The organism is Klebsiella sp. BIGb0138 (genome assembly GCF_004342285.1).
Taxonomy (GTDB): Bacteria; Pseudomonadota; Gammaproteobacteria; order Enterobacterales; family Enterobacteriaceae; genus Klebsiella.
Genome location: NZ_SMCV01000001.1, coordinates 408,414 through 430,398, shown reverse-complemented (window position 1 = coordinate 430,398; position 21,985 = coordinate 408,414). Strand labels below are relative to the sequence as shown.

The 21,985-nt window shown below is 55.9% G+C and carries 19 protein-coding genes and 1 other annotated feature; of the genes, 8 read left to right on the top strand and 11 right to left on the bottom strand.

Features of this window, described 5'->3' with window-relative positions; genetic code table 11:
• The first annotated feature begins 93 nt into the window (after nt 1-93).
• The 4 genes from EDF73_RS02135 to EDF73_RS02120 all read left to right on the top strand — a co-directional run bounded on the left by EDF73_RS02135 (nt 94) and on the right by EDF73_RS02120 (nt 6,375).
• Entirely contained in the window at nt 94-924 is an 831-nt protein-coding gene (locus EDF73_RS02135) for a glycosyltransferase family 2 protein (RefSeq protein WP_132725204.1), read from the top strand.
• 30 nt (nt 925-954) lie between these two features.
• On the top strand, nt 955-1,788 hold the full coding sequence (locus tag EDF73_RS02130) for an ABC transporter permease (protein ID WP_087848938.1): 834 nt from the start codon (nt 955-957) through the stop codon (nt 1,786-1,788).
• Nucleotides 1,778-3,106 carry an ABC transporter ATP-binding protein gene (locus EDF73_RS02125; RefSeq protein WP_132725202.1) on the top strand — a complete coding sequence of 443 codons (1,329 nt, stop codon included), beginning with the start codon at nt 1,778-1,780 and terminating at the stop codon, nt 3,104-3,106. Before EDF73_RS02130 ends, EDF73_RS02125 begins: the two co-directional genes overlap by 11 nt.
• A 182-nt stretch (nt 3,107-3,288) precedes the next feature.
• Complete coding sequence (locus tag EDF73_RS02120) at nt 3,289-6,375, top strand: hypothetical protein (protein WP_243655192.1); 3,087 nt, start codon at nt 3,289-3,291, stop codon at nt 6,373-6,375.
• A gap of 109 nt (nt 6,376-6,484) precedes the next feature.
• Here the strand turns inward: EDF73_RS02120 and hisIE are convergent, their stop codons facing one another.
• The 9 genes from hisIE to hisL form a co-directional block, all read right to left on the bottom strand.
• On the bottom strand, nt 6,485-7,084 hold the full coding sequence (gene hisIE, locus EDF73_RS02115) for a bifunctional phosphoribosyl-AMP cyclohydrolase/phosphoribosyl-ATP diphosphatase HisIE (RefSeq protein ID WP_132725200.1): 600 nt from the start codon (nt 7,082-7,084) through the stop codon (nt 6,485-6,487).
• Nucleotides 7,078-7,854, bottom strand: coding sequence for an imidazole glycerol phosphate synthase subunit HisF (hisF, locus tag EDF73_RS02110; protein WP_132725198.1), 777 nt, complete (start codon nt 7,852-7,854; stop codon nt 7,078-7,080). The genes hisIE and hisF overlap by 7 nt, the downstream gene beginning before the upstream one ends.
• A complete protein-coding gene (gene hisA, locus EDF73_RS02105) occupies nt 7,836-8,573 on the bottom strand; it encodes a 1-(5-phosphoribosyl)-5-[(5-phosphoribosylamino)methylideneamino]imidazole-4-carboxamide isomerase (RefSeq protein WP_132725196.1) in 738 nt (245 codons plus the stop codon). The genes hisF and hisA overlap by 19 nt, the downstream gene beginning before the upstream one ends.
• On the bottom strand, nt 8,573-9,163 hold the full coding sequence (gene hisH, locus EDF73_RS02100) for an imidazole glycerol phosphate synthase subunit HisH (RefSeq protein WP_048336079.1): 591 nt from the start codon (nt 9,161-9,163) through the stop codon (nt 8,573-8,575). The genes hisA and hisH overlap by 1 nt, the downstream gene beginning before the upstream one ends.
• On the bottom strand, nt 9,163-10,230 hold the full coding sequence (gene hisB / locus EDF73_RS02095) for a bifunctional histidinol-phosphatase/imidazoleglycerol-phosphate dehydratase HisB (protein WP_048336077.1): 1,068 nt from the start codon (nt 10,228-10,230) through the stop codon (nt 9,163-9,165). The genes hisH and hisB overlap by 1 nt, the downstream gene beginning before the upstream one ends.
• Nucleotides 10,227-11,288, bottom strand: a complete 1,062-nt coding sequence (gene hisC / locus EDF73_RS02090) for a histidinol-phosphate transaminase (protein ID WP_132725194.1) — start codon at nt 11,286-11,288, stop codon at nt 10,227-10,229. The genes hisB and hisC overlap by 4 nt, the downstream gene beginning before the upstream one ends.
• Nucleotides 11,285-12,589: a histidinol dehydrogenase gene (gene hisD, locus EDF73_RS02085; RefSeq protein WP_132725192.1), complete on the bottom strand. Its 1,305-nt coding sequence runs from the start codon at nt 12,587-12,589 to the stop codon at nt 11,285-11,287. Before hisD ends, hisC begins: the two co-directional genes overlap by 4 nt.
• Before the next feature lie 52 nt (nt 12,590-12,641).
• Nucleotides 12,642-13,541: an ATP phosphoribosyltransferase gene (gene hisG / locus EDF73_RS02080; protein ID WP_132725190.1), complete on the bottom strand. Its 900-nt coding sequence runs from the start codon at nt 13,539-13,541 to the stop codon at nt 12,642-12,644.
• 46 nt (nt 13,542-13,587) lie between these two features.
• Nucleotides 13,588-13,710 (bottom strand) — a sequence feature (His leader region).
• Nucleotides 13,686-13,736, bottom strand: a complete 51-nt coding sequence (gene hisL / locus EDF73_RS02075) for a his operon leader peptide (protein ID WP_004899375.1) — start codon at nt 13,734-13,736, stop codon at nt 13,686-13,688. (Overlaps the previous feature by 25 nt.)
• A gap of 176 nt (nt 13,737-13,912) precedes the next feature.
• Here hisL and EDF73_RS02070 point away from each other — a divergent pair, with 176 nt between their 5' ends.
• The 3 genes from EDF73_RS02070 to EDF73_RS02055 all read left to right on the top strand — a co-directional run bounded on the left by EDF73_RS02070 (nt 13,913) and on the right by EDF73_RS02055 (nt 17,314).
• Nucleotides 13,913-14,737 (top strand): SDR family oxidoreductase, encoded by an 825-nt coding sequence (locus tag EDF73_RS02070; RefSeq protein ID WP_132725188.1) that lies wholly within the window; start codon nt 13,913-13,915, stop codon nt 14,735-14,737.
• 37 nt (nt 14,738-14,774) lie between these two features.
• Nucleotides 14,775-15,665 (top strand): LysR substrate-binding domain-containing protein, encoded by an 891-nt coding sequence (locus EDF73_RS02065; protein WP_132725186.1) that lies wholly within the window; start codon nt 14,775-14,777, stop codon nt 15,663-15,665.
• A 290-nt stretch (nt 15,666-15,955) separates the two neighbouring features.
• On the top strand, nt 15,956-17,314 hold the full coding sequence (locus tag EDF73_RS02055) for an APC family permease (protein WP_132725184.1): 1,359 nt from the start codon (nt 15,956-15,958) through the stop codon (nt 17,312-17,314).
• 251 nt (nt 17,315-17,565) lie between these two features.
• Here the strand turns inward: EDF73_RS02055 and EDF73_RS02050 are convergent, their stop codons facing one another.
• A complete protein-coding gene (locus EDF73_RS02050; protein WP_132725182.1) occupies nt 17,566-17,877 on the bottom strand; it encodes a helix-turn-helix domain-containing protein in 312 nt (103 codons plus the stop codon).
• A 239-nt stretch (nt 17,878-18,116) separates the two neighbouring features.
• On the opposite strand from EDF73_RS02050, the gene fusA reads away from it, so the two are divergent.
• Nucleotides 18,117-20,219 carry an elongation factor G gene (fusA, locus tag EDF73_RS02045; RefSeq protein ID WP_132725180.1) on the top strand — a complete coding sequence of 701 codons (2,103 nt, stop codon included), beginning with the start codon at nt 18,117-18,119 and terminating at the stop codon, nt 20,217-20,219.
• A 104-nt stretch (nt 20,220-20,323) separates the two neighbouring features.
• Here fusA and sbcB read toward each other — a convergent pair whose 3' ends face one another.
• Complete coding sequence (sbcB, locus tag EDF73_RS02040) at nt 20,324-21,748, bottom strand: exodeoxyribonuclease I (protein WP_132725178.1); 1,425 nt, start codon at nt 21,746-21,748, stop codon at nt 20,324-20,326.
• Nucleotides 21,749-21,985: the final 237 nt, after the last annotated feature.

Here is a 21,985-nt window from a genome sequence, read left to right as displayed (position 1 = left end):
TTTACAGTTGATACACTTAACACATCCTCTTTTATTCATTAAAAATTATAACAATAATGCCATAGCGATGTTTACTCTAAAGGTAATAGATTAATGACTTATGAAGCAATGAAGCCGAAGATAATCGCTTCTATTGTATTATTTAATCATTCCTATGATGATATTAAGGATACATTGATCTCATTATGTCATGAGAATGGTGTTGAAAAAGTTGTCTTAGTTGATAATGGTGGTTGTCAATGGGTAACAGAACTGAATGAACCAAAGGTCAGTTATATTAAATCGCCTTACAATTGCGGATTTGGAGCTGGTCACAATCTGGCAATCAAGGCCAATGCAGATTTTGACGGCTATTTTCTGATCTGTAACCCGGATATTAGTTTCGCCCGGGGAGAGCTTGATAAGTTATTATCCTTTGCCTGGGATAATCAGTTTACATTTGTCTCACCTAAAATTCTCTATAAAAACGGCGATCGGCAATACAGTTGCCGTTTATTACCCACACCGGTTAATCTTTTTTTACGGCGTTTTTTACCGACTACCGCGCTGAAGTTTGATCTTGAGTATGAGCTGATGGATGCCGAGTACGATAAGGTTTTCTCTCCACCTTCGGTCTCTGGCTGCTTTATGCTGTTAACGAATGCTCTGCTGCAACAGCTGGATGGTTTTGATGAGCGCTACTTCATGTATCTGGAAGATGTCGATTTATGTCGCCGCGCATTGCCATTGACCAAAATATATTATTGCCCGGAAACGACAATCATTCACGTTTTTAATAAAGGGTCGTATAAAAGCAAACTGCTGCTTTGGTATCATGTTCGCTCTGCTATTTCCTACTTTAACAAATGGGGATGGTTTTTTGACCGTAAGAGGCATGTATACAACAAAAAAGCCCTGCTTGAAATCCCCCGGAAGTTAAGTTGATTTTTCAGATAATTTTATTACGAGTTTAAAATGAAAAACCCGCATCAAAAACTTTCATCATCACCCGTAGAAATTGTGCGTAGTATTTCTGGCCACTGGAGTATTATCCTGCAGATGGCAAAGCGTGATGTTATCGGAAGATATAAAGGTTCAGTGATGGGCTTGCTTTGGTCCTTTCTGAACCCACTGTTCATGCTGACCGTTTATACCTTTGTTTTCTCAGTGGTGTTTAAAGCGCGTTGGTCGACCGGTGGCGATGAGAGCCGAACCCAGTTTGCGATAATCCTGTTTGTCGGTATGATTGTTCACGGTTTCTTCAGTGAAGTCATCAACAAAGCGCCACTGATTATCCTCAGCAATACCAACTACGTAAAAAAGGTCATCTTCCCGCTGGAAACCCTGCCGGTGATCTCGCTGCTGGCGGCTCTCTTCCATACCTGCATTAGCCTGTTTGTTCTGCTGGTGGCCTTTGTCCTCTTTAACGGCTATCTGCACTGGACGATTGTGTTCCTGCCGTTAGTCTTCTTCCCGTTAATCATTTTCTGCCTTGGCTTATCGTGGATTCTGGCCTCATTAGGCGTTTTCCTGCGTGACGTGAGCCAGACTACGGTCATTATTACTACTGTCATGATGTTCTTATCCCCGGTGTTTTTCCCGATAAGCGCCTTGCCCGCGAAATATCATATCTGGATCATGCTTAACCCGTTGACCTTTATTATTGAACAAGCCCGCAGCGTTCTGATTTGGGGCGGGATACCTAACTTTTGGGGTCTCTTACTGTATTCCATGGGGGCATTAGTTGTCGCCTGGCTGGGTTTTGTCTTCTTCCAGAAAACAAGGAAGGGGTTTGCTGATGTCCTCTAATGAAATTGCAATTCAGGTCACCAATCTGAGCAAATGCTACCAGATCTATGCGAGTCCGACCGATCGGCTAAAACAGTTTTTTGTGCCAAAAATTCAGCAAGTCGCCAGAAGAGAGCGTAACTGTTATTTCCGTGAGTTTTGGGCTTTAGACGATGTCTCCTTTAGCATCAAGAAAGGAGAGACCGTCGGTATTATCGGTCGTAATGGCGCGGGTAAATCCACACTGCTGCAAATTATCTGCGGGACCTTAACGCCTTCCGCGGGGGATGTCCGGGTCAACGGGCGCATTGCCGCTCTGCTGGAGTTGGGCGCCGGTTTTAACCCTGAATTTACCGGGCGCGAGAACGTCTATCTGAACGGTTCCGTACTGGGGTTAACGAAAGATCAAATCGCGGCGAAATTTGCCGAGATTGAAGAGTTTGCCGATATCGGCCAGTTTATCGATCAGCCGGTGAAAACCTACTCCAGCGGGATGTACGTGCGCCTTGCGTTTGCCGTGCAGGCCTGCGTGGAGCCGGAAATTTTAATCGTCGATGAGGCGTTGGCGGTTGGCGATATTGGCTTCCAGTACAAGTGCTATAAGCGGATGGAAGCGCTGCGTGCGAAGGGCGTCACCATCATCATGGTGACCCACTCGACCGGAAGCATTCTCGAATATGCGGACCGCTGTTTAGTCATGGATCACGGTAAGCTGATTGGTGATACCACGGATGTTCTGGCGGCGGTTCTGGCCTATGAAAAAGGGATGATCCTCGCCAACGGGAGTGAGAAACCTGCCGTGGTCAGCAAGGCTGACAAGGGTTCCGTTGAAGACGTCAGCGTCGAAGAGCTGAAGGCGATTCAGCTGCGTACTACCAATGAGGCGATTGGCGAGAAGCGTTTTGGGAGCGCGCGCGCAATCATCGAGGATCTGACGATTTATAAATCGGACGGCACCACCCTTGCTGAGAAGCCGCTGATTAAATCCGGGGAAGAAGTGACGTTTGATTTTTCGATTCTGGCTTCCGAAGAAATTAAAGATATCGCGTTAGGGATTTCAATGTCGAAAGCGCAGGGTGGAGATATCTGGGGTGACAGTAATATCGGCGCAGGTGCGGCGATTACGCTGCGGCCCGGTCATCAGCGTATCGTGTATAAAGCCACGTTACCTGTCAATTCCGGAGATTACCTCATTCACTGCGGGCTGGCTAAGGTTGGCAACGGCGACAGGGAAGAGCTCGATCAGCGGCGTCCGATGATGAAAGTTAAATTCTGGTCTGCAAGGGAGTTGGGTGGTGTGATTCACGCCCCGTTGAAAATTATTTCGAATGGAGAGTAATGATGCTGGCTGTATTTTTACCTCCTTATCCGTTCAGGGGGCTTAAAGCCCCTTATTTATGGCTGTTTTATAAATATCTTCACTGCGCAACCGACAAGATTTTGTTTATTACCGGTGAGGGTTATTTAGACATCATAAATGATGACGCTCAGCATGGGCGTTGGGAATATGATCCGGCGTCGATGGCGTCGCTAGGATATGCGTTACCTACGGATGAAAGTATCGCGCGTCATGAGTACCTGCATCTCGATAATGGCCTATATGAAACGCTCCTTTCCCGTCACCACCACGATCCGATCGCATCATTTACGGCGTTTCTGACCGAGCGGATCCCTGAACTGGAAACAGAACTGCGCGTTTTGCTGGAGAGCAAAAGAGGCTTAGTTGACCAGGTCGATGCTTTTATCTCTATTTGCAACTGTCCTTCCCTGGAGCATCTCGCGAAGACTCTGGGGAAAGAGGTGATGCACATCGAGATTGGTCCGCTGCGTGCGCCGATGTATCGTAATACCGCCTATCTGGACTTTTCCGGCGTGAATGGGGGGACCGAGGCCAGCGAGCGGTATCAAAAATGCCAGTCCGAACTGGATATAAAGGCCTCGTTGGACGATTTGCACCGTTATTTTCTTGAGGCTCTACCGTCCACTGAAACTACTACCCCTTCGGCGGCCGGCGTGGTGCTTCAGGTTGAGGATGATTCCAACCTGATTGCCTATAATCACGGCTTTACCAACATTTCACTGATTTCGTACGTTCGCCAGCTTTATGAAAAAGACGACATTCTGGTGCGTGCGCATCCGGGAAGTTTGTTCCGCTTAAGGGACGACGTCTTTACGATTGATGACTCAGCCAATAGCCTTGCCTTCATTAATAAGTGCCAGGAAGTGTTCACCATTAACTCAAGCGTCGGTCTTGAGGCACTGCTAACCGGAAAGAAAACCACGGTTTTAGGTGACTGCTCTTACTCTTTTATCAATGAATTAGCTGAAGCCCCAGCCAGAGTCAATGCGGCCGCGTTTTATCTCTTCTCTTACCTGGTGCCTTTTGATCTGGTTTTCAGTCAGGAGTACCTCAACTTCAGATTACGCCATCCTGAAGAACAAGAGATTGCCGGCAAGCATCTTGAATTTTACTCAGCTGATATGCCGGGTAGCCCATCCGAGGCTGCACATACCCTGTCATCATTGATAAATGAAGCTATTTCCCAAGACAAAGCGATGAGAAAGATTTTAGAAAACTCCCTGCAAGAACATAACAAACAGCTCGATTTGTTAAAAAACCAGCTTGCCGCGGAGGTGTCCGAACGTGAGAAACTGACGGCCACGCTCGCGCAACTACAGGACAAGGTCGAGATTGCGGCGCACGCCAAAGCGGGACTGATATCGGCCGTCGAAACGAAGCAGGAAGAAATCAACCGCATGCGTAATAGTCTGTCGTGGAAACTGACCATGCCAGTGCGTATGTCGGGCCGAATTTGCCGCGGCGAATTCGCAACGATTAAGGCGATGACCCGCCACCACGCGGCGTCGGGTAATGGGGCGTTATCGCGCTTCCTGCTCTCGGGTGGTCTTCTGTCAAAATCGAAATATAAAACCGCGCTGCGGCTCATTATGTCCGGTAACTGGAAAGGGGCCGCGGACGGTTTTAAACGCGTGATGAACCGCGCGGCGACAGATTCTGCGCCGGCAGCGACGTTTCTTGATAACGGCGACGTGCGGATCCTCGCAACGCAGCACACCTTATTCGTTGCTCATTTGATCGAGAAAAGTCTGCTGGAGAACGGTGTCACCGCGCAGGTCAGTACCGCATACGTTGCAGAGCATGATAATGGTCAGCTGCATATCGTCGTCTGTCCGCAGATGTTTAAGCAACTACCTAAGCACTATATCGCGTTCCAGATGGAACAGTCGGTCAACTCCAGATGGTTCACCGAGGACTATTTCGCTCGCTTGAATAACGCGGTGGCGATATTTGATTACTCGCTGAAAAATATTGAATACCTGCTGCAACAGGGGATCCCCTATCAGAAACTATTCTATATGCCGATCTCCAGTTACGCAGATTATCCCGCTTATCTCTCGCAGATTGGCTATGACCTCAGTGAGAAGAAGGGTGATAAAGCCGCTGACGTTCTATTCTATGGCGATCCCAATTGCGAGCGGCGCAAAGCCTATCTGCAGGAGTTGAAGAAACATTTCAACGTAACCGTCGCTTCTGAAGTATTTGGCGATCGCCTGACCAAAATGGTTAAGGATGCGCGGGTGGTCATTAATATCCATTACTATGAGGATGCGCTGCTGGAGACGACGCGTTTGTATGAAACGTTGTCGTTAGGTACGCCGATCGTCAGTGAAAGCAGTTCGGATATTGAAGAACATCAGGACCTGCAGGGCGTGATTGATTTCTGCCCGGTTGGCGATATCCAGGCGATGGTGGCAAAGCTGCAGGCGCTGCTGTCTGATGAGCAACATTATCGCGAGACGCGGGCGGCTATTGCGCGCTTTACAGCGGAGGATAAGAAAAATAACGTCTATCTGAAGCGTTATTTACTGTCGATCGATAAGCTTACGTTCCCGCAGTACGAAAGCAGCTATAGCTTCGATGATATCGAGGAAAACGATATTCCACGTCTGTGTCTGTCGCTGTCGGAAACGCCGGCGCGCAGGAAGGCCTTCTTTAAGAGCCCTTCGCATGGCTTCCGCTTCTTTGACGGTATTCGTTATCGCATCGGCTGGATTGGCTGCGGGATGAGCTATAAATATATGCTTTCCGCAATGTTGGCCAGTAAAGCGAAAATGGGCATTATCTGTGAAGATGATGTGATTTTCCCACTTGATTACGACCAGAAGCTGAATAAGATTATCGACCATCTGCAGACGACCGAGATCGAATGGCATATTTTTGCCGGTATCATCGCGCATCTGCATGACGATACCCGAATCATTGACGTCAGAGAGATCGACGGTATCGAATATGTCTATATCGATAAAATGACCAGCATGGTGATGAATATCTACTCACGCAGCGGGATGGCGCTGATTTCGCAGTGGGATGAAACTAACATCGATGCGGAGACCAATACGATCGACCGCTATGTCGAATCTGCGCAAGATCTGGTGGTGATCACCACGGTTCCATTCCTGGTGGGATATGCGGAAGAGCAGCAGTCCACGCTCTGGGGCTTTGAAAACTCGCAATACACCTCGCTAATTAAGGCCAGCGAAGAGCTGCTGGCGAAGAAGGTGGCGGAGTTTAAACGCAACCGCTAGTTGTCAGCGGCGACCCCAGGGGGCGTATAGCAAAAGGCCGGGAGTTGAACGGGATCCTGAGTAAGGATGGTTCAACCCCGGCCTTTTTTATGCCTTAAATCTGCCGTTCTTACTGATGGCGGCTTTTTAAGTTGGCAATGATATCTTCCAGCGACAGCCCCTGGTCCTGCAGCAGCACCATCAGGTGATACATCAGGTCCGAGGCTTCGTTCTTCAGTTCGAACTGGTCATGCACCGTCGCGGCCAGCGCGGTTTCCACGCCTTCTTCCCCGACCTTTTGCGCAATACGCTTGGTACCGCTGGCGTACAGCTTCGCCGTATACGAGCTTTCCGGATCGGCATGTTTACGTTCGGCCAGCAGCTGTTCCAGCTGATACAGGAATAACCACTGATGTCCTGTCTCGCCGAAGCAGCTGGACGTGCCTTTATGGCAGGTGGGGCCAATCGGGTTCACCAGCAGCAGCAGGGTGTCGTTATCGCAATCCGGGGTAATGCTCACCACGTTGAGAAAATTGCCGGAAGTTTCCCCTTTGGTCCACAGGCGCCGTTTGGTCCGCGAATAAAAAGTCACTTTACCGCTCTCTTCGGTCTTCGCCAGCGCCTCCTGATTCATGTAGCCCAGCATCAGCACTTCGCCGGAGATGGCGTGTTGCACGATAGCCGGCATCATGCCGTCGGTTTTTTCCCAGTCCAGCTGTTCACTTAACATACCCTAATCTCCACGCCCTGTGCTGCCAGGTACGTTTTCAGTTCACCAATATTAATAATCTGCTTGTGGAACACCGACGCCGCCAGCGCGCCGTCGACGTTGGCGTCGCGGAAGGCTTCAAGGAAGTGCTCCATGGTGCCGGCGCCGCCGGAAGCGATCAGCGGTACGTGGCACACGGCGCGGACTTTGCGCAACTGCTCAAGATCGTAGCCGTTACGCACCCCGTCCTGGTTCATCATGTTCAACACGATCTCGCCGGCGCCGCGCTTCTGCACTTCCTGCACCCAGTCGAGAGTTTCCCACCGGGTGACGCGGGTACGGCTCTCATCACCGGTGTACTGATTGACGTGATACTTGCCGCTTTCAGCGTCAAACCAGGTATCGATGCCCACCACGATACACTGCACGCCAAAGCGATCGGCGAGGCGGGTGATCAGCGTGGGGTCCGCCAGCGCCGGGGAGTTAATTGAAATCTTGTCGGCGCCGAAGGAGAGAATCTGCGCGGCATCGTCAAGAGATTTGATACCGCCGGCAACGCAGAACGGAATATCGATAACCTCCGCGACCCGCGATACCCAGCTCTTATCCACCACCCGGCCATCGCTGGAAGCGGTGATATCGTAGAACACCAGCTCATCGGCGCCTTCGTCGGCATAGCGTTTTGCCAGCGGCACGATATCGCCGATGATTTCGTGATTACGGAACTGAACGCCTTTCACTACCTGGCCGTCGCGCACGTCGAGACAGGGGATTATCCGTTTTGCCAGCATTGAATGGCCTCCGTTACGTTGAATTTATCTTCCAGCAGCGCGCGGCCGACGATCACCCCGCGCACGCCGGTTCCGCGCAGCGCGGCAATATCATTAAGATCGCCGATGCCGCCGGAAGACTGGAACGCCACCTGCGGATAGCGGGCGCACACTTCTTCATACAGCGAGACGTTAGAGCCCGCCAGGGTGCCGTCACGAGAAATATCGGTGCACAGCACGTGCTGCAAGCCTACCGGCAGATAGCTTTCCACCAGCTCTTCGAGGGTCACCCCCGAGTTTTCCTGCCAGCCGCTGACCGCCACCTGTTTATTGCCCTCGGCATCAATGCGCACGTCTAACGCCAGCACCAGATGCTGCGGGCCAAAACGCCGGAACCACTCTTTCACCGTCTCCGGGGATTTGACCGCGGTTGACCCCACCACCACCCGGGCGACGCCGGCGTCCAGCAGGGCGGCCACGTCCTCTTCGCTGCGTACGCCGCCGCCGACCTGCACCGGGACATCCACGCCGGCCACCAGCGTCTTGAGCAGGGCAATCTGGCGTTTCTGCGGATCTTTTGCGCCGGTCAAATCGACCAGATGCAGGACTTCCGCCCCCTGCGCGGCGTAGGACTGCAGGCGCGGCAGCGGGTCGTTGCCGTAATCACGCTGCTGGCCGTAATCGCCCTGATGAAGGCGGACTACCGTGCCGTCAATTAAATCTAAAGCCGGAATGATCATCACATCTCCAGGAAGTTTTTCAGCAGCTGCGCGCCGGCGCTGCCCGAGCGTTCCGGGTGGAACTGCACGCCAAAAAAGTTATCTTTCTGTACCGCTGCGGTGAACGGTTCGCCGTAGTTGCACTGTGCGATGGTGTAAGGGTTCACCGGCATGGCATAACTGTGGACGAAATAGAAATACGCGCCGTCATCGATGCCGCGGAACAGGCGGTTCCCGGCTTTCGGGTACACCCGGTTCCAGCCCATGTGCGGCAGCGGCAGCCCGTGGTCGGCCATTTTCGGCACCTCTTCTTCAATAATGCCCAGCAAATCCACGCCGTTACTCTCTTCGCTGCGCTGTCCCAGCAGCTGCATGCCGAGGCAGATGCCCAGCACCGGCTGGGTACAGGCTTTCACCAGTTCAATCAGCTCGCGCTCGCGCAGCTGATCCATCGCCGCCTGGGCGGTGCCAACGCCGGGTAAAAATAGCTTATCGGCGCGCAGCACCACATCCGGGTCGCGGCTGACCGCCGGCTCATAGCCGTGACGGCCGATCGCCGACTTGACCGAATTGAGGTTGGCGCAGCCGGTATCGAGGATCACCACGTTCATCACAGCACTCCTTTCGAAGAGGGCAGCGTATCGCCCTGCACGCGAATCGCCTGGCGCAGCGTGCGGCCAAAGGCCTTAAACAGGCTCTCGACGCGGTGGTGGTCGTTCTTGCCCTTGGTTTTCAGGTGCAGGGTCACCGCCATGGTATAGGAGAGCGAGCGGAAGAAGTGTTCCACCATCTCGGTGCTCAGGTCGCCGACGCGCTGATAGGCAAAGTCCGCTTTATATTCGAGGTGCGGGCGCCCGGAGATATCCAGCGCGCAGCGGGCCAGGCATTCGTCCATCGGCAGGACGAAGCCAAAACGGTTGATGCCGCGCTTATCGCCTAACGCCAGACGCAATGCTTCGCCCAGCGCCAGGCCGGTATCTTCCACCGTGTGGTGATCGTCGATATACAGATCGCCGCCGACGTTAATCTCCAGACGGAAACCGCCGTGGGTGGCGATTTGATCGAGCATATGATCGAAGAAACCAACGCCGGTGTGAATTTTGCTGCCGCCTTCGCGGTCCAGCCAGACCTTGACGTCAACCTGGGTCTCTTTGGTATTGCGCTCAACGTGGGCGTAGCGGTCGCGGCGGGTCAGCTGCTCGCAGATGGTCGGCCAGTTCAGCGTCTCACGGTCATAGCGCAGGCCGATGATGCCCATATTGTCCGCCAGCTCAACGTCGGTGGCGCGATCGCCGATGACATAGCTGTGGGCTTTATCCATCACCCCGTCTTCCAGCCACGGCAGCACCAGCTGAGTCTTCGGCTTGCGGCACGCGCAGTTGTCGGCCGGGAGGTGCGGGCAAATCAGCACCTCTTCGAAGTCGACGCCCTGCGAAGAGAACACCTGCATCATCAGGTTATGCGGGCCGTCGAACGCCTCCTGCGGCAGGCTATCGGTCCCCAGACCGTCCTGATTGGTGATCATCACCAGTTTGTAGCCTTCCTGTTGTAATTTCAGCAGGGCCGGGATCACCTGCGGCTCAAAGGCCAGCTTGTCAAAGCGGTCTACCTGAAAATCAACCGGTGGCTCAGAAATCAGCGTACCGTCACGGTCAATAAAGAGAAACTTCTGGGTCATACATTCTCCGCAGTCAAGGCGTCAATCACGCGCTGGCTCTCTGCACGGGTACCGATAGTGATACGCAAACAGCCGCTTAATGAGGGTTGTTTATTTTGGTCTCGTAAGATAATGCCCTGATCCCACAAAGATTTAAACACCGCGCTGGACGCTTTAACGCGCACGAGGAGGTAGTTGGTCTCGGAATCGAAAACCTGCTCAATGCAGGCGATGCCGCGCAGCTGGCTCACCAGGTACGCACGCTCATCGAGGATCTGCGCTACGCGCTCCCGCATCGCGGCAATCCCGGCGGCGTTGAGCGCCTGGGCGGCGATATCGGCCACCGGCGTCGACAGCGGGTAGGGGGCGATGACTTTCAGCAGCAGGCTAATCACCTCGGCGTTCGCCAGGGTAAAGCCGCAGCGCAGCCCGGCGAGGGCAAACGCTTTCGACAGCGTACGCAGCACCACCAGGTGCGGGTAGTCGCTCAGCCAGCCGGCCAGCGTCGCCTGCGGACAGAACTCGATATAGGCTTCATCGGCCACCACAATCGCTTTCCCGCGGGTCATCTCCAGCAGCGTGCGCATATCGTTGGGGTTAATAATCTGCCCGGTCGGGTTGTTCGGGCTGCAGACAAACACCACCTTCACGCCGTCGAGATTCGCGGCGATGCCGGGCAGATCGAGCTGCCAGTCGCTCAGGCTCGGCACCGTCCGGCAGGCCACGCCGATGGTTTCGGCGCTGACGCTATACATCCCATAGGTCGGCGGGCAGTAGAGCACCGCATCCCGCCCCGGTTCGCAGAAGGCGCGGATCAGCAGTTCAATGCCTTCATCGGCGCCGCGGCTGACCAGAACCTGCTCCGGCTTGACGCCGGCATAGCGGGCGTAATTCTCAATCACCGCTTTCGGCTGGCATTCCGGGTAGCGGTTCAGCGTTTGCTGCGTCAGCTGAAATTCGACGGCGGTCGGAAACTCATTGGCGTTCAGCCAGACATCGCCTTTGCCGCCCAGACGGCGAGCAGACTGATAAGGCGTCAGATCGCGCACGTTAGCGCGGGCTAAATCTTCGATGCTCATGCTTGCTCCTTAAGGGCTGCAACGCGCAGCGTAACGGCATTTTTGTGGGCGGTCAGGCGCTCTGCGGCGGCCAGGATCTCGATGGTAGAGGCGAGGGCGGCGAAACCTTCGCGCGATAGCTCCTGCACGGTCATCCGCTTCTGGAAATCCGCCAGGCCAAGGCTTGAGCAGGTTGCGGTATAGCCGTAGGTCGGCAGCACGTGGTTGGTGCCGGAGGCGTAATCGCCGGCGGATTCCGGCGACCAGTCGCCGAGGAACACCGAACCGGCGCTGGTGATGCCGTCGACCAGCTCACGGGCGTTGCGGGTCTGGATAATCAGGTGCTCCGGGCCATACTGGTTGGAAATCTCGACGCACTGGGCAAGATCGCGGGCCACGATGATGCGGCTGGCGGAGAGCGCCTCGCGCGCGGTCTCCGCGCGCGGCAGTTCCGCCAGCTGGCGCTCAACGGCGCGGGCGACCTGCTCGCCCATCGCCGCATCCGGGGTCAGAAGGATAACCTGGGAATCCGGGCCGTGTTCCGCCTGCGACAGCAGGTCGGAGGCGACAAAGTCCGGCGTCGCGCCGCTATCGGCAATGACCAGCACCTCTGACGGGCCCGCGGGCATATCGATGGCCGCGCCGTCCAGACGCTGGCTGACCTGGCGTTTGGCTTCGGTGACGAAGGCGTTGCCCGGGCCAAAGATTTTGTCGACTTTCGCCACCGAGTCGGTGCCGAACGCCAGCGCGGCAATCGCCTGCGCGCCGCCGACGTTAAAGATATTGCGCACGCCGCACAGCTGGGCGGCATAGAGGATCTCATCGGCAATCGGCGGCGGAGAGCAGAGCACCACCTGCTGGCAGCCGGCGATCCGCGCCGGAGTCGCCAGCATCAGGACCGTGGAGAACAGCGGGGCGGAACCGCCCGGAATATATAAGCCGACGGAGGCGATAGGCCGGGTCAGCTGTTGGCAGCGTACCCCCGGCAGCGTTTCGACATCCACCGGCGCCAGCTTTTGCGCGTTGTGGAAGGTTTCGATATTTTTTACCGCCACCGCCATCGCCTGTTTCAGCTCATCGCTGAGGCGATCGCCGGCGGCGGCAATCTCTTCGGCGGTGACTTTCAGCGTTTTGACGTCGGTTTTATCAAACTTCGCGCTGTACTCGCGCAGCGCCGCGTCGCCGTTGTTTTTCACGTTATCAAGAATTTCCGCCACCGTACGGCTGATGCTGTCGGATGCGGAGATCGCCGGGCGCATTAAGAGTTGTTGCTGTTGTTCTGCGCTGCAGCTGTTCCAGTCGATGATTGTGTTGAAGCTCATGATCGTTTCCCCCTGTTTAACCCGGTTCCCGGCTTGCGCCGGGCGCGTTGGCTTACTCCATCATCTTCTCGATCGGCAGCACCAGAATCGAGCTGGCGCCCAGCGCTTTCAGTTTTTCCATGGTTTCCCAGAACAGGGTTTCGCTGCTGACCATGTGCATCGCGACGCGCTGTTTATCCCCCGCCAGCGGCAGAATGGTCGGGCGCTCGGCGCCAGGCAGCAGGGCCACTACTTCTTCCAGGCGCTCGGTCGGCGCGTGCATCATGATGTATTTGGATTCGCGCGCCTGAATCACCCCCTGGATACGCGTCAGCAGGCGGTCGATCAGCTGCTGTTTGCCATCGGCCATCTCGCCGTCGCGCTGGATCAGACAGGCTTTGGAACGGAACATCACTTCCACTTCGCGCAGGCCGTTGGCTTCAAGGGTGGCGCCGGTTGATACCAGGTCGCAAATCGCGTCGGCGAGGCCGGCGCGCGGGGCGACTTCAACTGAACCGTTCAGCAGACAGGATTTAAAGGAGATGCCTTTCTGGTCGAGGTAGCGCTTGAGCAGGTGCGGGTAGGAGGTGGCAATGCGTTTGCCATCCAGCGCCGCCGGGCCGTCCCAGCGTTCATCCGCCGGAGTCGCCAGCGACAGGCGGCAGCCGCCAAAATCCAGGCGACGCAGGGTGAAGTAGCGCGGGTCTTCGCCCTGAGCGCGGCGGCTCAGCAGCTCTTCTTCCAGCACGTTCTCGCCGATGATGCCGAGATCCACCACGCCGTCCATAATCAGCCCCGGGATATCGTCATCACGCACGCGCAGAATATCGATCGGCATATTTTCCGCCAGCGCAATCAGGCGCTGGGTGTGCAAATTCACTTTGATGCCGCAGCGGCTGAGTAATTCGCGTGAATCTTCGCTTAAACGCCCTGATTTCTGAATAGCTATGCGTAAACGGCTGTTGTCTAACATTCTTATTTCCTCTTAATTCCTGTCTGAATCTGGCCGAATTTGGTTCAAAAAAAAGCCCCCGGAAGTAAATCTTCCGGGGGCTCTATTCGCGCTCATGCACCTCTGGAAGATCTAAACGTCTTCCAGCACACATCGCCTGAAAGACTAGTCAGGATGATGGTGATGATGGTGGTGTTTAAATTGAACGCGGTTCATAAAATTCTCTTTGAATGACTATGCATTTGATGCCTTTTAACCTAAACCACTTCAAGCGCAGAAAGCAAGGGCTTTTTACTATCATTAATTCATTTCATATTCACTGAAGAAATTGTCAGTTGCCGCCGGCTGGCGTAGCCTTAAGTCAGCACAGCGAAAGAGTCAGGAGCCAGGGTATGAAAAAGGTCGCAATTGTCGGTTTAGGATGGCTGGGGATGCCACTTGCCCTGTCATTAAGCGCACGCGGATGGCAGGTTACCGGCAGTAAAACCACCGAGGATGGCGTGGAGGCGGCGCGGATGTGCGGTATCGAAAGCTATCCGTTACGCCTGGAGCCGCAGCTGGTTTGTGATACCGAAGATCTGGATGCGTTAATGAACGTCGATGCGCTGGTGATCACGCTGCCGGCCCGCCGCACCGGGCCGGGGGAAGAGTTTTATCTGCAGGCGGTGCAGGAGCTCGTCGATACCGCTCTGGCCCATCATATACCGCGGATCATTTTTACCAGTTCGACCTCCGTCTACGGCAATGCCAGCGGTACGCTGAAAGAGAATTCGCCGCGCGACCCGCAAACCGCCAGCGGCAGGGTACTGAAAGAACTGGAGGACTGGCTGCATAACCTCCCCGGGACCTCGGTGGATATTTTGCGTCTGGCCGGGCTGGTGGGGCCATCCCGCCATCCGGGGCGCTTCTTTGCCGGGAAATCCGCGCCGGACGGCCAGCACGGCGTGAATCTGGTCCATCTGCAGGATGTCATTGCGGCGATCGAACTGCTGCTGCAGGCCCCGAAGGGTGGACACATCTATAATATATGTGCGCCCAAACATCCGGCGCGCGGCGTCTTCTACCCGCAAATGGCCCGCGAACTCGGCCTGCCCGCCCCGGTGTTTGCTGATAATCCCGCCGGCGGCACGGGTAAGCTTATCGATGGCAACCGTATCTGCTACGAACTGGGGTTTGAGTATCAGTACCCCGATCCGCTGGTGATGCCGATGGAGTAATCCACCAGCGGGAAATCGCGTACCTAAGGGGGGGGCGATGAAACCACTGCTGGATGTCCTCGTTATTCTTGATGCGCTGGAAAAAGAGGGGAGTTTTGCCGCAGCCTCGGCAAAGCTCTATAAAACGCCTTCCGCGCTGAGCTATACCATCCACAAGCTGGAAAGCGATCTTAATATTCAACTGCTTGACCGCAGCGGTCATCGCGCGCGCTTTACCCCTACCGGGCAGATGCTGCTGGAAAAGGGGCGGGAAGTGCTGCATACCGCCCGCGAGCTGGAGCTACAGGCGGTTAAGCTACATCAGGGCTGGGAAAATGCGCTGGTGCTGGCCGTAGATAGTGCCTTTCCTTTCTTTTTACTGCCGCCTCTGGTCAGTCAGTTCTATCAGCAGCACACGCTGGCGCAGCTGCGCTTTCTCCGCGCCAGGGCGACTACCGGCTGGGATGCGCTGCTGGAGGGGCGGGCGGATATGGTGCTGGGGGCGTTAAGCGACCCTCCATCGCTCGGCGGCTACGGTTTCAGCCTGCTGGGCGAACTGGAGCATGTTTTTGTCGTGGCGCCGGGACATCCGCTGGCGCAGATGGACGCGCCGCTGAGCTGGCGGGTGATGAAGCGTCATCGGGCAATCGTCAGCGGGGGAAGCTGGCCGCCGGTCGGTGAGCAGGAGCAGCTGGCGACGTTTGATTTCTCCGGCCAGTTAATGCTGATCTCCGCCGGGCTCGGCTGGGGATATGTCCCGCGCTATCTGGCGCAGGCGCAGCTGGATAGCGGCGAGCTTATCGAGAAGGCGGTTGCCTCGCATGCGCCTTTGCATCGGGCGTGGCTGGGCTGGAATGAAGACAGCGCCGGGCGCTCCTGCGCCTGGTGGCGCAGCGAGATTTTAGCAAATAATGCTATCCACACGATCTACAATACTAAAATTGCATAAATATTAATCGGTTAAATAATTGTAGCGCTGATTTGCCGCTGCAACATCTTGTCATCCAGCCAGAAAATGTTGCAAAATACGCGGCCTGAAAAATAGAAACTAGCCGACGCTTTTTTAAAGCGTCGGTTATTTTTTTGCTTTTAAGACACATCATTCAATACCAAGAGGCCGGGCTTCGTACCGGATAGATATTTACTAAAAACCGACAGTCGTTGTCGCTGAGGAATACACTGAAATGGGGCAATTTTTTGCTTACGCGATGGCCTTCGCCGTAAAAGGGGATAACCACCATGTCGCATAACGCTACTCCAAACACCTCTCGCGTGGAATTACGTAAAACGCTTACGTTGATTCCGGTTGTAATGATGGGCCTGGCCTATATGCAGCCGATGACGCTGTTCGATACGTTTGGTATCGTCTCTGGTTTGACCGACGGTCACGTCGCGACGGCCTACGCCTTCGCGTTGATCGCGATTCTCTTTACGGCGCTGAGCTACGGTAAACTGGTGCGTCGTTTCCCGTCAGCGGGTTCCGCTTACACCTACGCCCAGAAATCCATCAGCCCGGCGGTTGGCTTTATGGTGGGCTGGTCATCGCTGCTGGACTACCTGTTCATGCCGATGATCAACATTCTGCTGGCGAAAATTTATTTTGAAGCGCTGGTGCCTTCCGTACCATCGTGGATTTTCGTTGTCGCGCTGGTGGCCTTTATGACCATCTCTAACCTGCGCAGCATCAAAACCGTGGCGAACTTCAACACCCTGATCGTTATCCTGCAGATGGGGATCGTGGCGGTGATTGTTGGCCTGATTATCTACGGCGTGATGCACGGCGAAGGCGCGGGCACGCTGACCAGCACCCGTCCGTTCTGGTCTGAGGGGGCGCACGTGGTGCCGATGATTACCGGTGCGACGATCCTGTGCTTCTCGTTCCTCGGCTTTGACGGTATCTCTTCGCTGTCTGAAGAGACCAAAGACGCTGAGCGGGTGATTCCGAAGGCGATCTTCCTGACGGCGCTGATTGGCGGCCTGATTTTCATCGGCGCCTCTTACTTCCTGCAGCTGTACTTCCCGGATATCTCACGCTTTAAAGATCCGGACGCGTCACAGCCTGAAATTATGCTGTACGTGGCGGGCAAAACCTTCCAGTGGGGCGTGCTGATTTTCTCCAGCGTGACCGTACTGGCCTCCGGTATGGCGGCGCACGCGGGCGTTTCGCGTCTGATGTACGTCATGGGCCGCGATGGCGTGTTCCCGACGCGTTTCTTCGGCTACGTGCACCCGAAATGGCGTACCCCGGCATGGAACGTGCTGCTGGTGGGCGCGATTGCTCTGCTGGCGATCAAATTCGATCTGGTCACGGCGACGGCGCTGATTAACTTCGGCGCGCTGGTGGCGTTCACCTTCGTTAACCTGTCGGTGATCTCCCAGTTCTGGATCCGTGAGAAGCGCAACAAGACGCTGAAAGACCACTTTAACTACCTGGTCCTGCCGGTGTGCGGCGCGCTGACCGTGGGCGCACTGTGGATTAACCTCGAAGAGAGCTCGATGATTCTGGGCCTGATCTGGGGGGGTATCGGTCTGGTGTACCTGGCCTGCGTGACGAAAAGCTTCCGCAACCCGGTGCCGCAGTACGAAGACGTTGCCTAATCACGTTTGGTGATGAGAAAGCCGGAGGGAAACCTCCGGCTTTTTTGTTTCTGGCGGATGTCGATCTTCCCGGCTCGCGCTACGCTTAGCCGGACTACAGGTTCACCGCTGCTCACGGTCTGGTAGCCCGGGTAAGGCGTGTACGCCGCAACCCGGGATTCCCGGGCACGAGTTCATGTGGTTTTGCGGGCCGGTAGCCCGGACAGATGCGCAGCATCGCCTCCGGGAGATTCGGCAGAAATGTGGGCGATTTACTTCTCCTGCTGCATCACCTTAAGCAGCGCATCCAGCAGGCCGGGAAAACGCGCGTCGAGATCGTCCCGGCGCAGAGAAATCATATTCTCCCGCCCCTGCGGGCGCTGCCAGATCACCCCGCTATCGCGCAGGACGCGCCAGTGGTGGGTCATCGTCGACTTCGCCACATCTTCATGACGCAGCGCGTTGCAGCTCTGCTCGCTGCCGTCGGCGAGGCTGCGGATGATCTCCAGCCGCATCGGATTGCCAAGGGCAAAAAGCACATTTTCCAGGCGAATTTGTTCACGTTCGGGATGATTGGCGATCATAATATTCCTGTGTCGGCGGTTGCTCTGCTCCCGGGAGCAGCAGCCCGTATCGGCGGCTGGCCGGTAATATACCGAAACTGAATTTCTAAAGCCATGCGAGTCGGTGCCGCTTCACCAATAGCTACGATAGCAAAAATAGTTCGAATATACTCGTACAGTTGTACTATGATAGCTGCCGTGAACCATACCGCGGCACACTCTGGCCGCTAACTGACAGTCAAAACGACTAAGGACGCATCATGCCCCGACCCATCCCCCTCGAACGTTATCGCAACATCGGTATCTCCGCGCATATCGATGCCGGTAAAACCACCACTACCGAGCGCATTCTGTTTTACACCGGAATGAGCCACAAACTGGGTGAAGTACACGATGGCGCGGCAACCACCGACTGGATGGCGCAGGAGCAAGAGCGCGGGATTACCATTACCTCCGCGGCGGTCAGCTGCTTCTGGCCGGGGATGGACCGAAGCTTCGAGCCGCATCGCATCAATATTATCGACACCCCCGGCCACGTCGACTTCACCATTGAAGTCGAACGCTCCATGCGCGTGCTGGACGGCGCGGTAATGGTGTATGACTCGGTGGGCGGCGTGCAGCCGCAGTCGGAAACCGTCTGGCGGCAGGCGAATAAGTATCACGTCCCGCGGCTGGCCTTCGTCAATAAAATGGACCGTCCCGGCGCCGATTTCTTCCGCGTCGTGCAGATGATGATTGACCGCCTGAAGGCCAACCCGGTGCCGATCGTTATCCCGATTGGCGCCGAAGAGCATTTCACCGGCGTGGTGGATCTCATCCGCATGCGCGCCATCCTGTGGGATGACGCTACACAGGGGATGACCTTCAGCTACGCGCCGGTGCCGGATGCGCTGCAGGCCAGCGCAGGAAAGTGGCGGGAAAAAATGGTGTCAGCGGCGGCGGAAGCCAACGATGAGCTGATGGACAAATATCTTGAAACCGGTGAGCTCAGCGAGGCCGAAATTGTGGCCGGGCTGCGTAAACGTACCGTGGCGGGGGAGATCCAGCCGGTGCTGTGCGGCAGCGCGTTTAAAAATAAAGGCGTGCAGCGGATGCTCGATGCGGTCATCGAACTGATGCCGTCGCCGCTGGACGTTCCGGCCATTGAAGGCGTCGATGAAAAAGGACAACCGGCGGCACGTCATCCCGGGGACGATGAACCCTTCTCGGCGCTGGCGTTTAAGCTGATGACCGACCCCTATGTCGGCCAGCTGACCTTTATTCGGGTCTATTCCGGCACCCTGAAAAAAGGCGATGCGGTGTATAACCCGGTCAAAGGTAAGAAAGAGCGGATCGGGCGCATCGTGTTGATGCATGCCAACGATCGCCATGAGGTGGATGAACTGCATGCCGGGGATATTGCCGCCTGCGTCGGGTTGAAGGATGTCACCACCGGCGACACGCTGTGCGACCCGGATGCGGTGATTACCCTTGAACGGATGGAGTTTCCGGATCCGGTCATCTCTCTGGCGATTGAACCGAAGACCAAGGCCGACCAGGAGAAAATGGGTATTGCCTTGCAGCGCCTGGCGTCTGAGGATCCCTCTTTCCGTCTGCATACCGACGAGGAGTCGGGCCAGACGATTATTTCCGGGATGGGTGAGCTGCATCTGGAAATTATCGTTGACCGGATGCGCCGTGAATTCGGCGTTGAGGCCAATATTGGCCGCCCGCAGGTGACCTATCGCGAGACCCTGCGTAAAACGGTCAACGAGGTGGAAGGCAAGTTTGTCCGCCAGTCCGGCGGGAAAGGGCAGTACGGCCATGTGGTGCTGACGCTGGAACCGCTTCCGCCGGGAAGCGGCTTTGTGTTTGAAGACGCCACCAAAGGCGGCGTGGTGCCGCGGGAGTATATTCCTTCCGTCGAGAAAGGGCTGCGCGAAGCGATGGGATCCGGGGTGCTGGCCGGTTATCCGGTGGTTGACGTGAAGGCGATCCTGACGTTTGGTTCGTATCATGACGTCGACTCCTCGGAAATGGCCTTCCGCATGGCGGCGATTTTCGGCTTCAAGGAGGGGGCGCGCCGGGCGGATCCGGTGATTCTCGAACCGGTGATGCACGTGGAGGTGGAAACGCCGGAAGAGTACGCCGGGAATATTATGGGCGATCTCTCTTCCCGTCGTGGGATGGTGCAGGGCATGGAGGAGCGGTTCGGCAGCCAGATCATTCGCGCTGACGTACCGTTGGCCGAGATGTTCGGCTACTCCACCACGCTGCGCTCGATGTCGCAGGGGCGGGCCACCTACAGCATGGAGTTCCACCACTACGCCGAGGCGCCGCGTAACGTGGCAGAGGCGATTATCGCCAGCCGCGCTAAAGGCTAAACTCCCCTTCCCGGGTGGCGGCTAACGCCTTGCCGGGCGACGAATCCGTGCGGTCGTGGATTTTGTCGCCCGGACAAGGCGCCGTCTCCGGGAATTCCCGCCAGTTAGACAATTTCCTGCGCGTACTGCCACAGCGCTTTTAGCAGCGCCAGCTTCTCGCTGTCGTCAGCATACTGCTGATACAGTCTCTGTAGCTCATCGGCGTAGGCCTGTAAAAACTCCGGCGTAAACACCTCGCGGCGATGATCTAGCCAACGCTGCTGCTCGGCTTCGTCAAGGCTGCCGGGGAAGTTGCGCGCGCGGTAGTTGAACAGCAGGCGCTCAATACGTTTATCGGCGAAAGTGATATCCAGCGCCGGCAGGTTGCGCGGCTCGGTCTCGAGGACGATTTTCATCGCCGCGCGGTCGGCGTCGCTGAAAAAGCCGTTATACAGCTGGGTGTCAACATTGTCGGAAGGGACAAACGGCTCCGCTTCGGCAAAGATGGCGACCACTTTCTCACGCACCTGCGGATGTGCGCGTAACAGCTGCAGGTTATCCAGACAGCGCTGACGGTTGATCCCCAGCCGGTCGGCATCCTCCGGGCGCAGCGTATTGGCCTGCGCCAGTACCGGGCATTTATTGAGATGGACTAATTTAACCGGCACCGCCGCCCGCTCGCCGAGTTCGGCTTTTGGCGTGTACAGCCGTTCGCGCAGCGTATCGGCATCCAGATCCAGCAGCGGCGACATATCGCCGGCAAGATCGACCATGATCACCGCATTGCGGTTGTCCGGGTGCCAGGCCAGCGGAGCCACCCAGCTGGTGTTGCCGCGCGCCGCGCCGAACATCCCGGAGACGTGGACCAGCGGTTTCATCTGCGGGACGTCAATCAGCGTCGCCAGCTTGCGCTTATGGCGATAGGCGTAGAGATACTCAAACAGGCGCGGCTGCTGGGTTTTGACCAGTTTCGCCATCGCGATGGTGGCATAAACGTCGGCCATCGCATCGTGAGCATTGCTGTGTTCAATCCCGTTGGCCACGGTCAGGTGTTCCAGGCGAAAGCTCGGCAGCCCTTCGTCGTTCTCCGGCCAGTTGATCCCTTCCGGGCGCAGGGCGTAGCAGGCGCGCATCACATCCAGCAGATCCCAGCGCGAGTTGTCGTGCTGCCAGCTCCAGGCGTAAGGATCGTAAAAATTGCGATAAAAAATATTTCGGCTGACTTCATCATCGAAGCGCACGTTGTTATAGCCGACGATACAGGTTTTCGGCACCGTGAACAGATCGTGGATGCGGCGGGCAAAGGCGGCTTCGTTTTCACCTTTGGCGAGAGCCTCCTGCGGCGTGATCCCGGTGATCAACACCGCCTGCGGCTGCGGCAGATAGTCGTCGGCGGGTTTACAGTAGAAGACTTCCGGCTCGCCGATGATATTCAAATCCGCATCGCTGCGGATGGCGGCAAACTGCGCCGGCCGGTCGAGCGAGGGGCTGGTGCCAAAGGTCTCGTAATCGTGAAACAAAAATCCGGGCTGATTGGCGCTATCTTGCATAGTCTGTTCATTATCCATGGTGGCTGGCATCTATACCCTAAATAGTTCGAGCTGTAGCCAACGCACATGCAGCTTGAAGTATGACGGGGATATTATGGTAAACGATTTGCCAGGGCATCAGAAGGGCAACGGCTGCGCAATGTTTTTAGCGTGTCATATTTTCTTGCAATTAAACCCTGATTCGAAAGGAGAATTTCCGTAAAAAGGACGGCGGATCTGTAAATCTAGAGGATATGC

What these genes read in the sequence shown, in the direction of transcription:
- EDF73_RS02135 (WP_132725204.1), top strand. Translation starts at nt 94, where the DNA reads ATGACTTATGAAGCAATGAAGCCGAAGATAATCGCTTCTATTGTATTA.
- EDF73_RS02130 (WP_087848938.1), top strand. Translation starts at nt 955, where the DNA reads ATGAAAAACCCGCATCAAAAACTTTCATCATCACCCGTAGAAATTGTG.
- EDF73_RS02125 (WP_132725202.1), top strand. Translation starts at nt 1,778, where the DNA reads ATGTCCTCTAATGAAATTGCAATTCAGGTCACCAATCTGAGCAAATGC.
- EDF73_RS02120 (WP_243655192.1), top strand. Translation starts at nt 3,289, where the DNA reads ATGGCGTCGCTAGGATATGCGTTACCTACGGATGAAAGTATCGCGCGT.
- hisIE (WP_132725200.1), bottom strand. Translation starts at nt 7,084, where the DNA reads ATGTTAAGTGAACAGCTGGACTGGGAAAAAACCGACGGCATGATGCCG.
- hisF (WP_132725198.1), bottom strand. Translation starts at nt 7,854, where the DNA reads ATGCTGGCAAAACGGATAATCCCCTGTCTCGACGTGCGCGACGGCCAG.
- hisA (WP_132725196.1), bottom strand. Translation starts at nt 8,573, where the DNA reads ATGATCATTCCGGCTTTAGATTTAATTGACGGCACGGTAGTCCGCCTT.
- hisH (WP_048336079.1), bottom strand. Translation starts at nt 9,163, where the DNA reads ATGAACGTGGTGATCCTCGATACCGGCTGCGCCAACCTCAATTCGGTC.
- hisB (WP_048336077.1), bottom strand. Translation starts at nt 10,230, where the DNA reads ATGACCCAGAAGTTTCTCTTTATTGACCGTGACGGTACGCTGATTTCT.
- hisC (WP_132725194.1), bottom strand. Translation starts at nt 11,288, where the DNA reads ATGAGCATCGAAGATTTAGCCCGCGCTAACGTGCGCGATCTGACGCCT.
- hisD (WP_132725192.1), bottom strand. Translation starts at nt 12,589, where the DNA reads ATGAGCTTCAACACAATCATCGACTGGAACAGCTGCAGCGCAGAACAA.
- hisG (WP_132725190.1), bottom strand. Translation starts at nt 13,541, where the DNA reads ATGTTAGACAACAGCCGTTTACGCATAGCTATTCAGAAATCAGGGCGT.
- EDF73_RS02070 (WP_132725188.1), top strand. Translation starts at nt 13,913, where the DNA reads ATGAAAAAGGTCGCAATTGTCGGTTTAGGATGGCTGGGGATGCCACTT.
- EDF73_RS02065 (WP_132725186.1), top strand. Translation starts at nt 14,775, where the DNA reads ATGAAACCACTGCTGGATGTCCTCGTTATTCTTGATGCGCTGGAAAAA.
- EDF73_RS02055 (WP_132725184.1), top strand. Translation starts at nt 15,956, where the DNA reads ATGTCGCATAACGCTACTCCAAACACCTCTCGCGTGGAATTACGTAAA.
- EDF73_RS02050 (WP_132725182.1), bottom strand. Translation starts at nt 17,877, where the DNA reads ATGATCGCCAATCATCCCGAACGTGAACAAATTCGCCTGGAAAATGTG.
- fusA (WP_132725180.1), top strand. Translation starts at nt 18,117, where the DNA reads ATGCCCCGACCCATCCCCCTCGAACGTTATCGCAACATCGGTATCTCC.
- sbcB (WP_132725178.1), bottom strand. Translation starts at nt 21,748, where the DNA reads ATGCAAGATAGCGCCAATCAGCCCGGATTTTTGTTTCACGATTACGAG.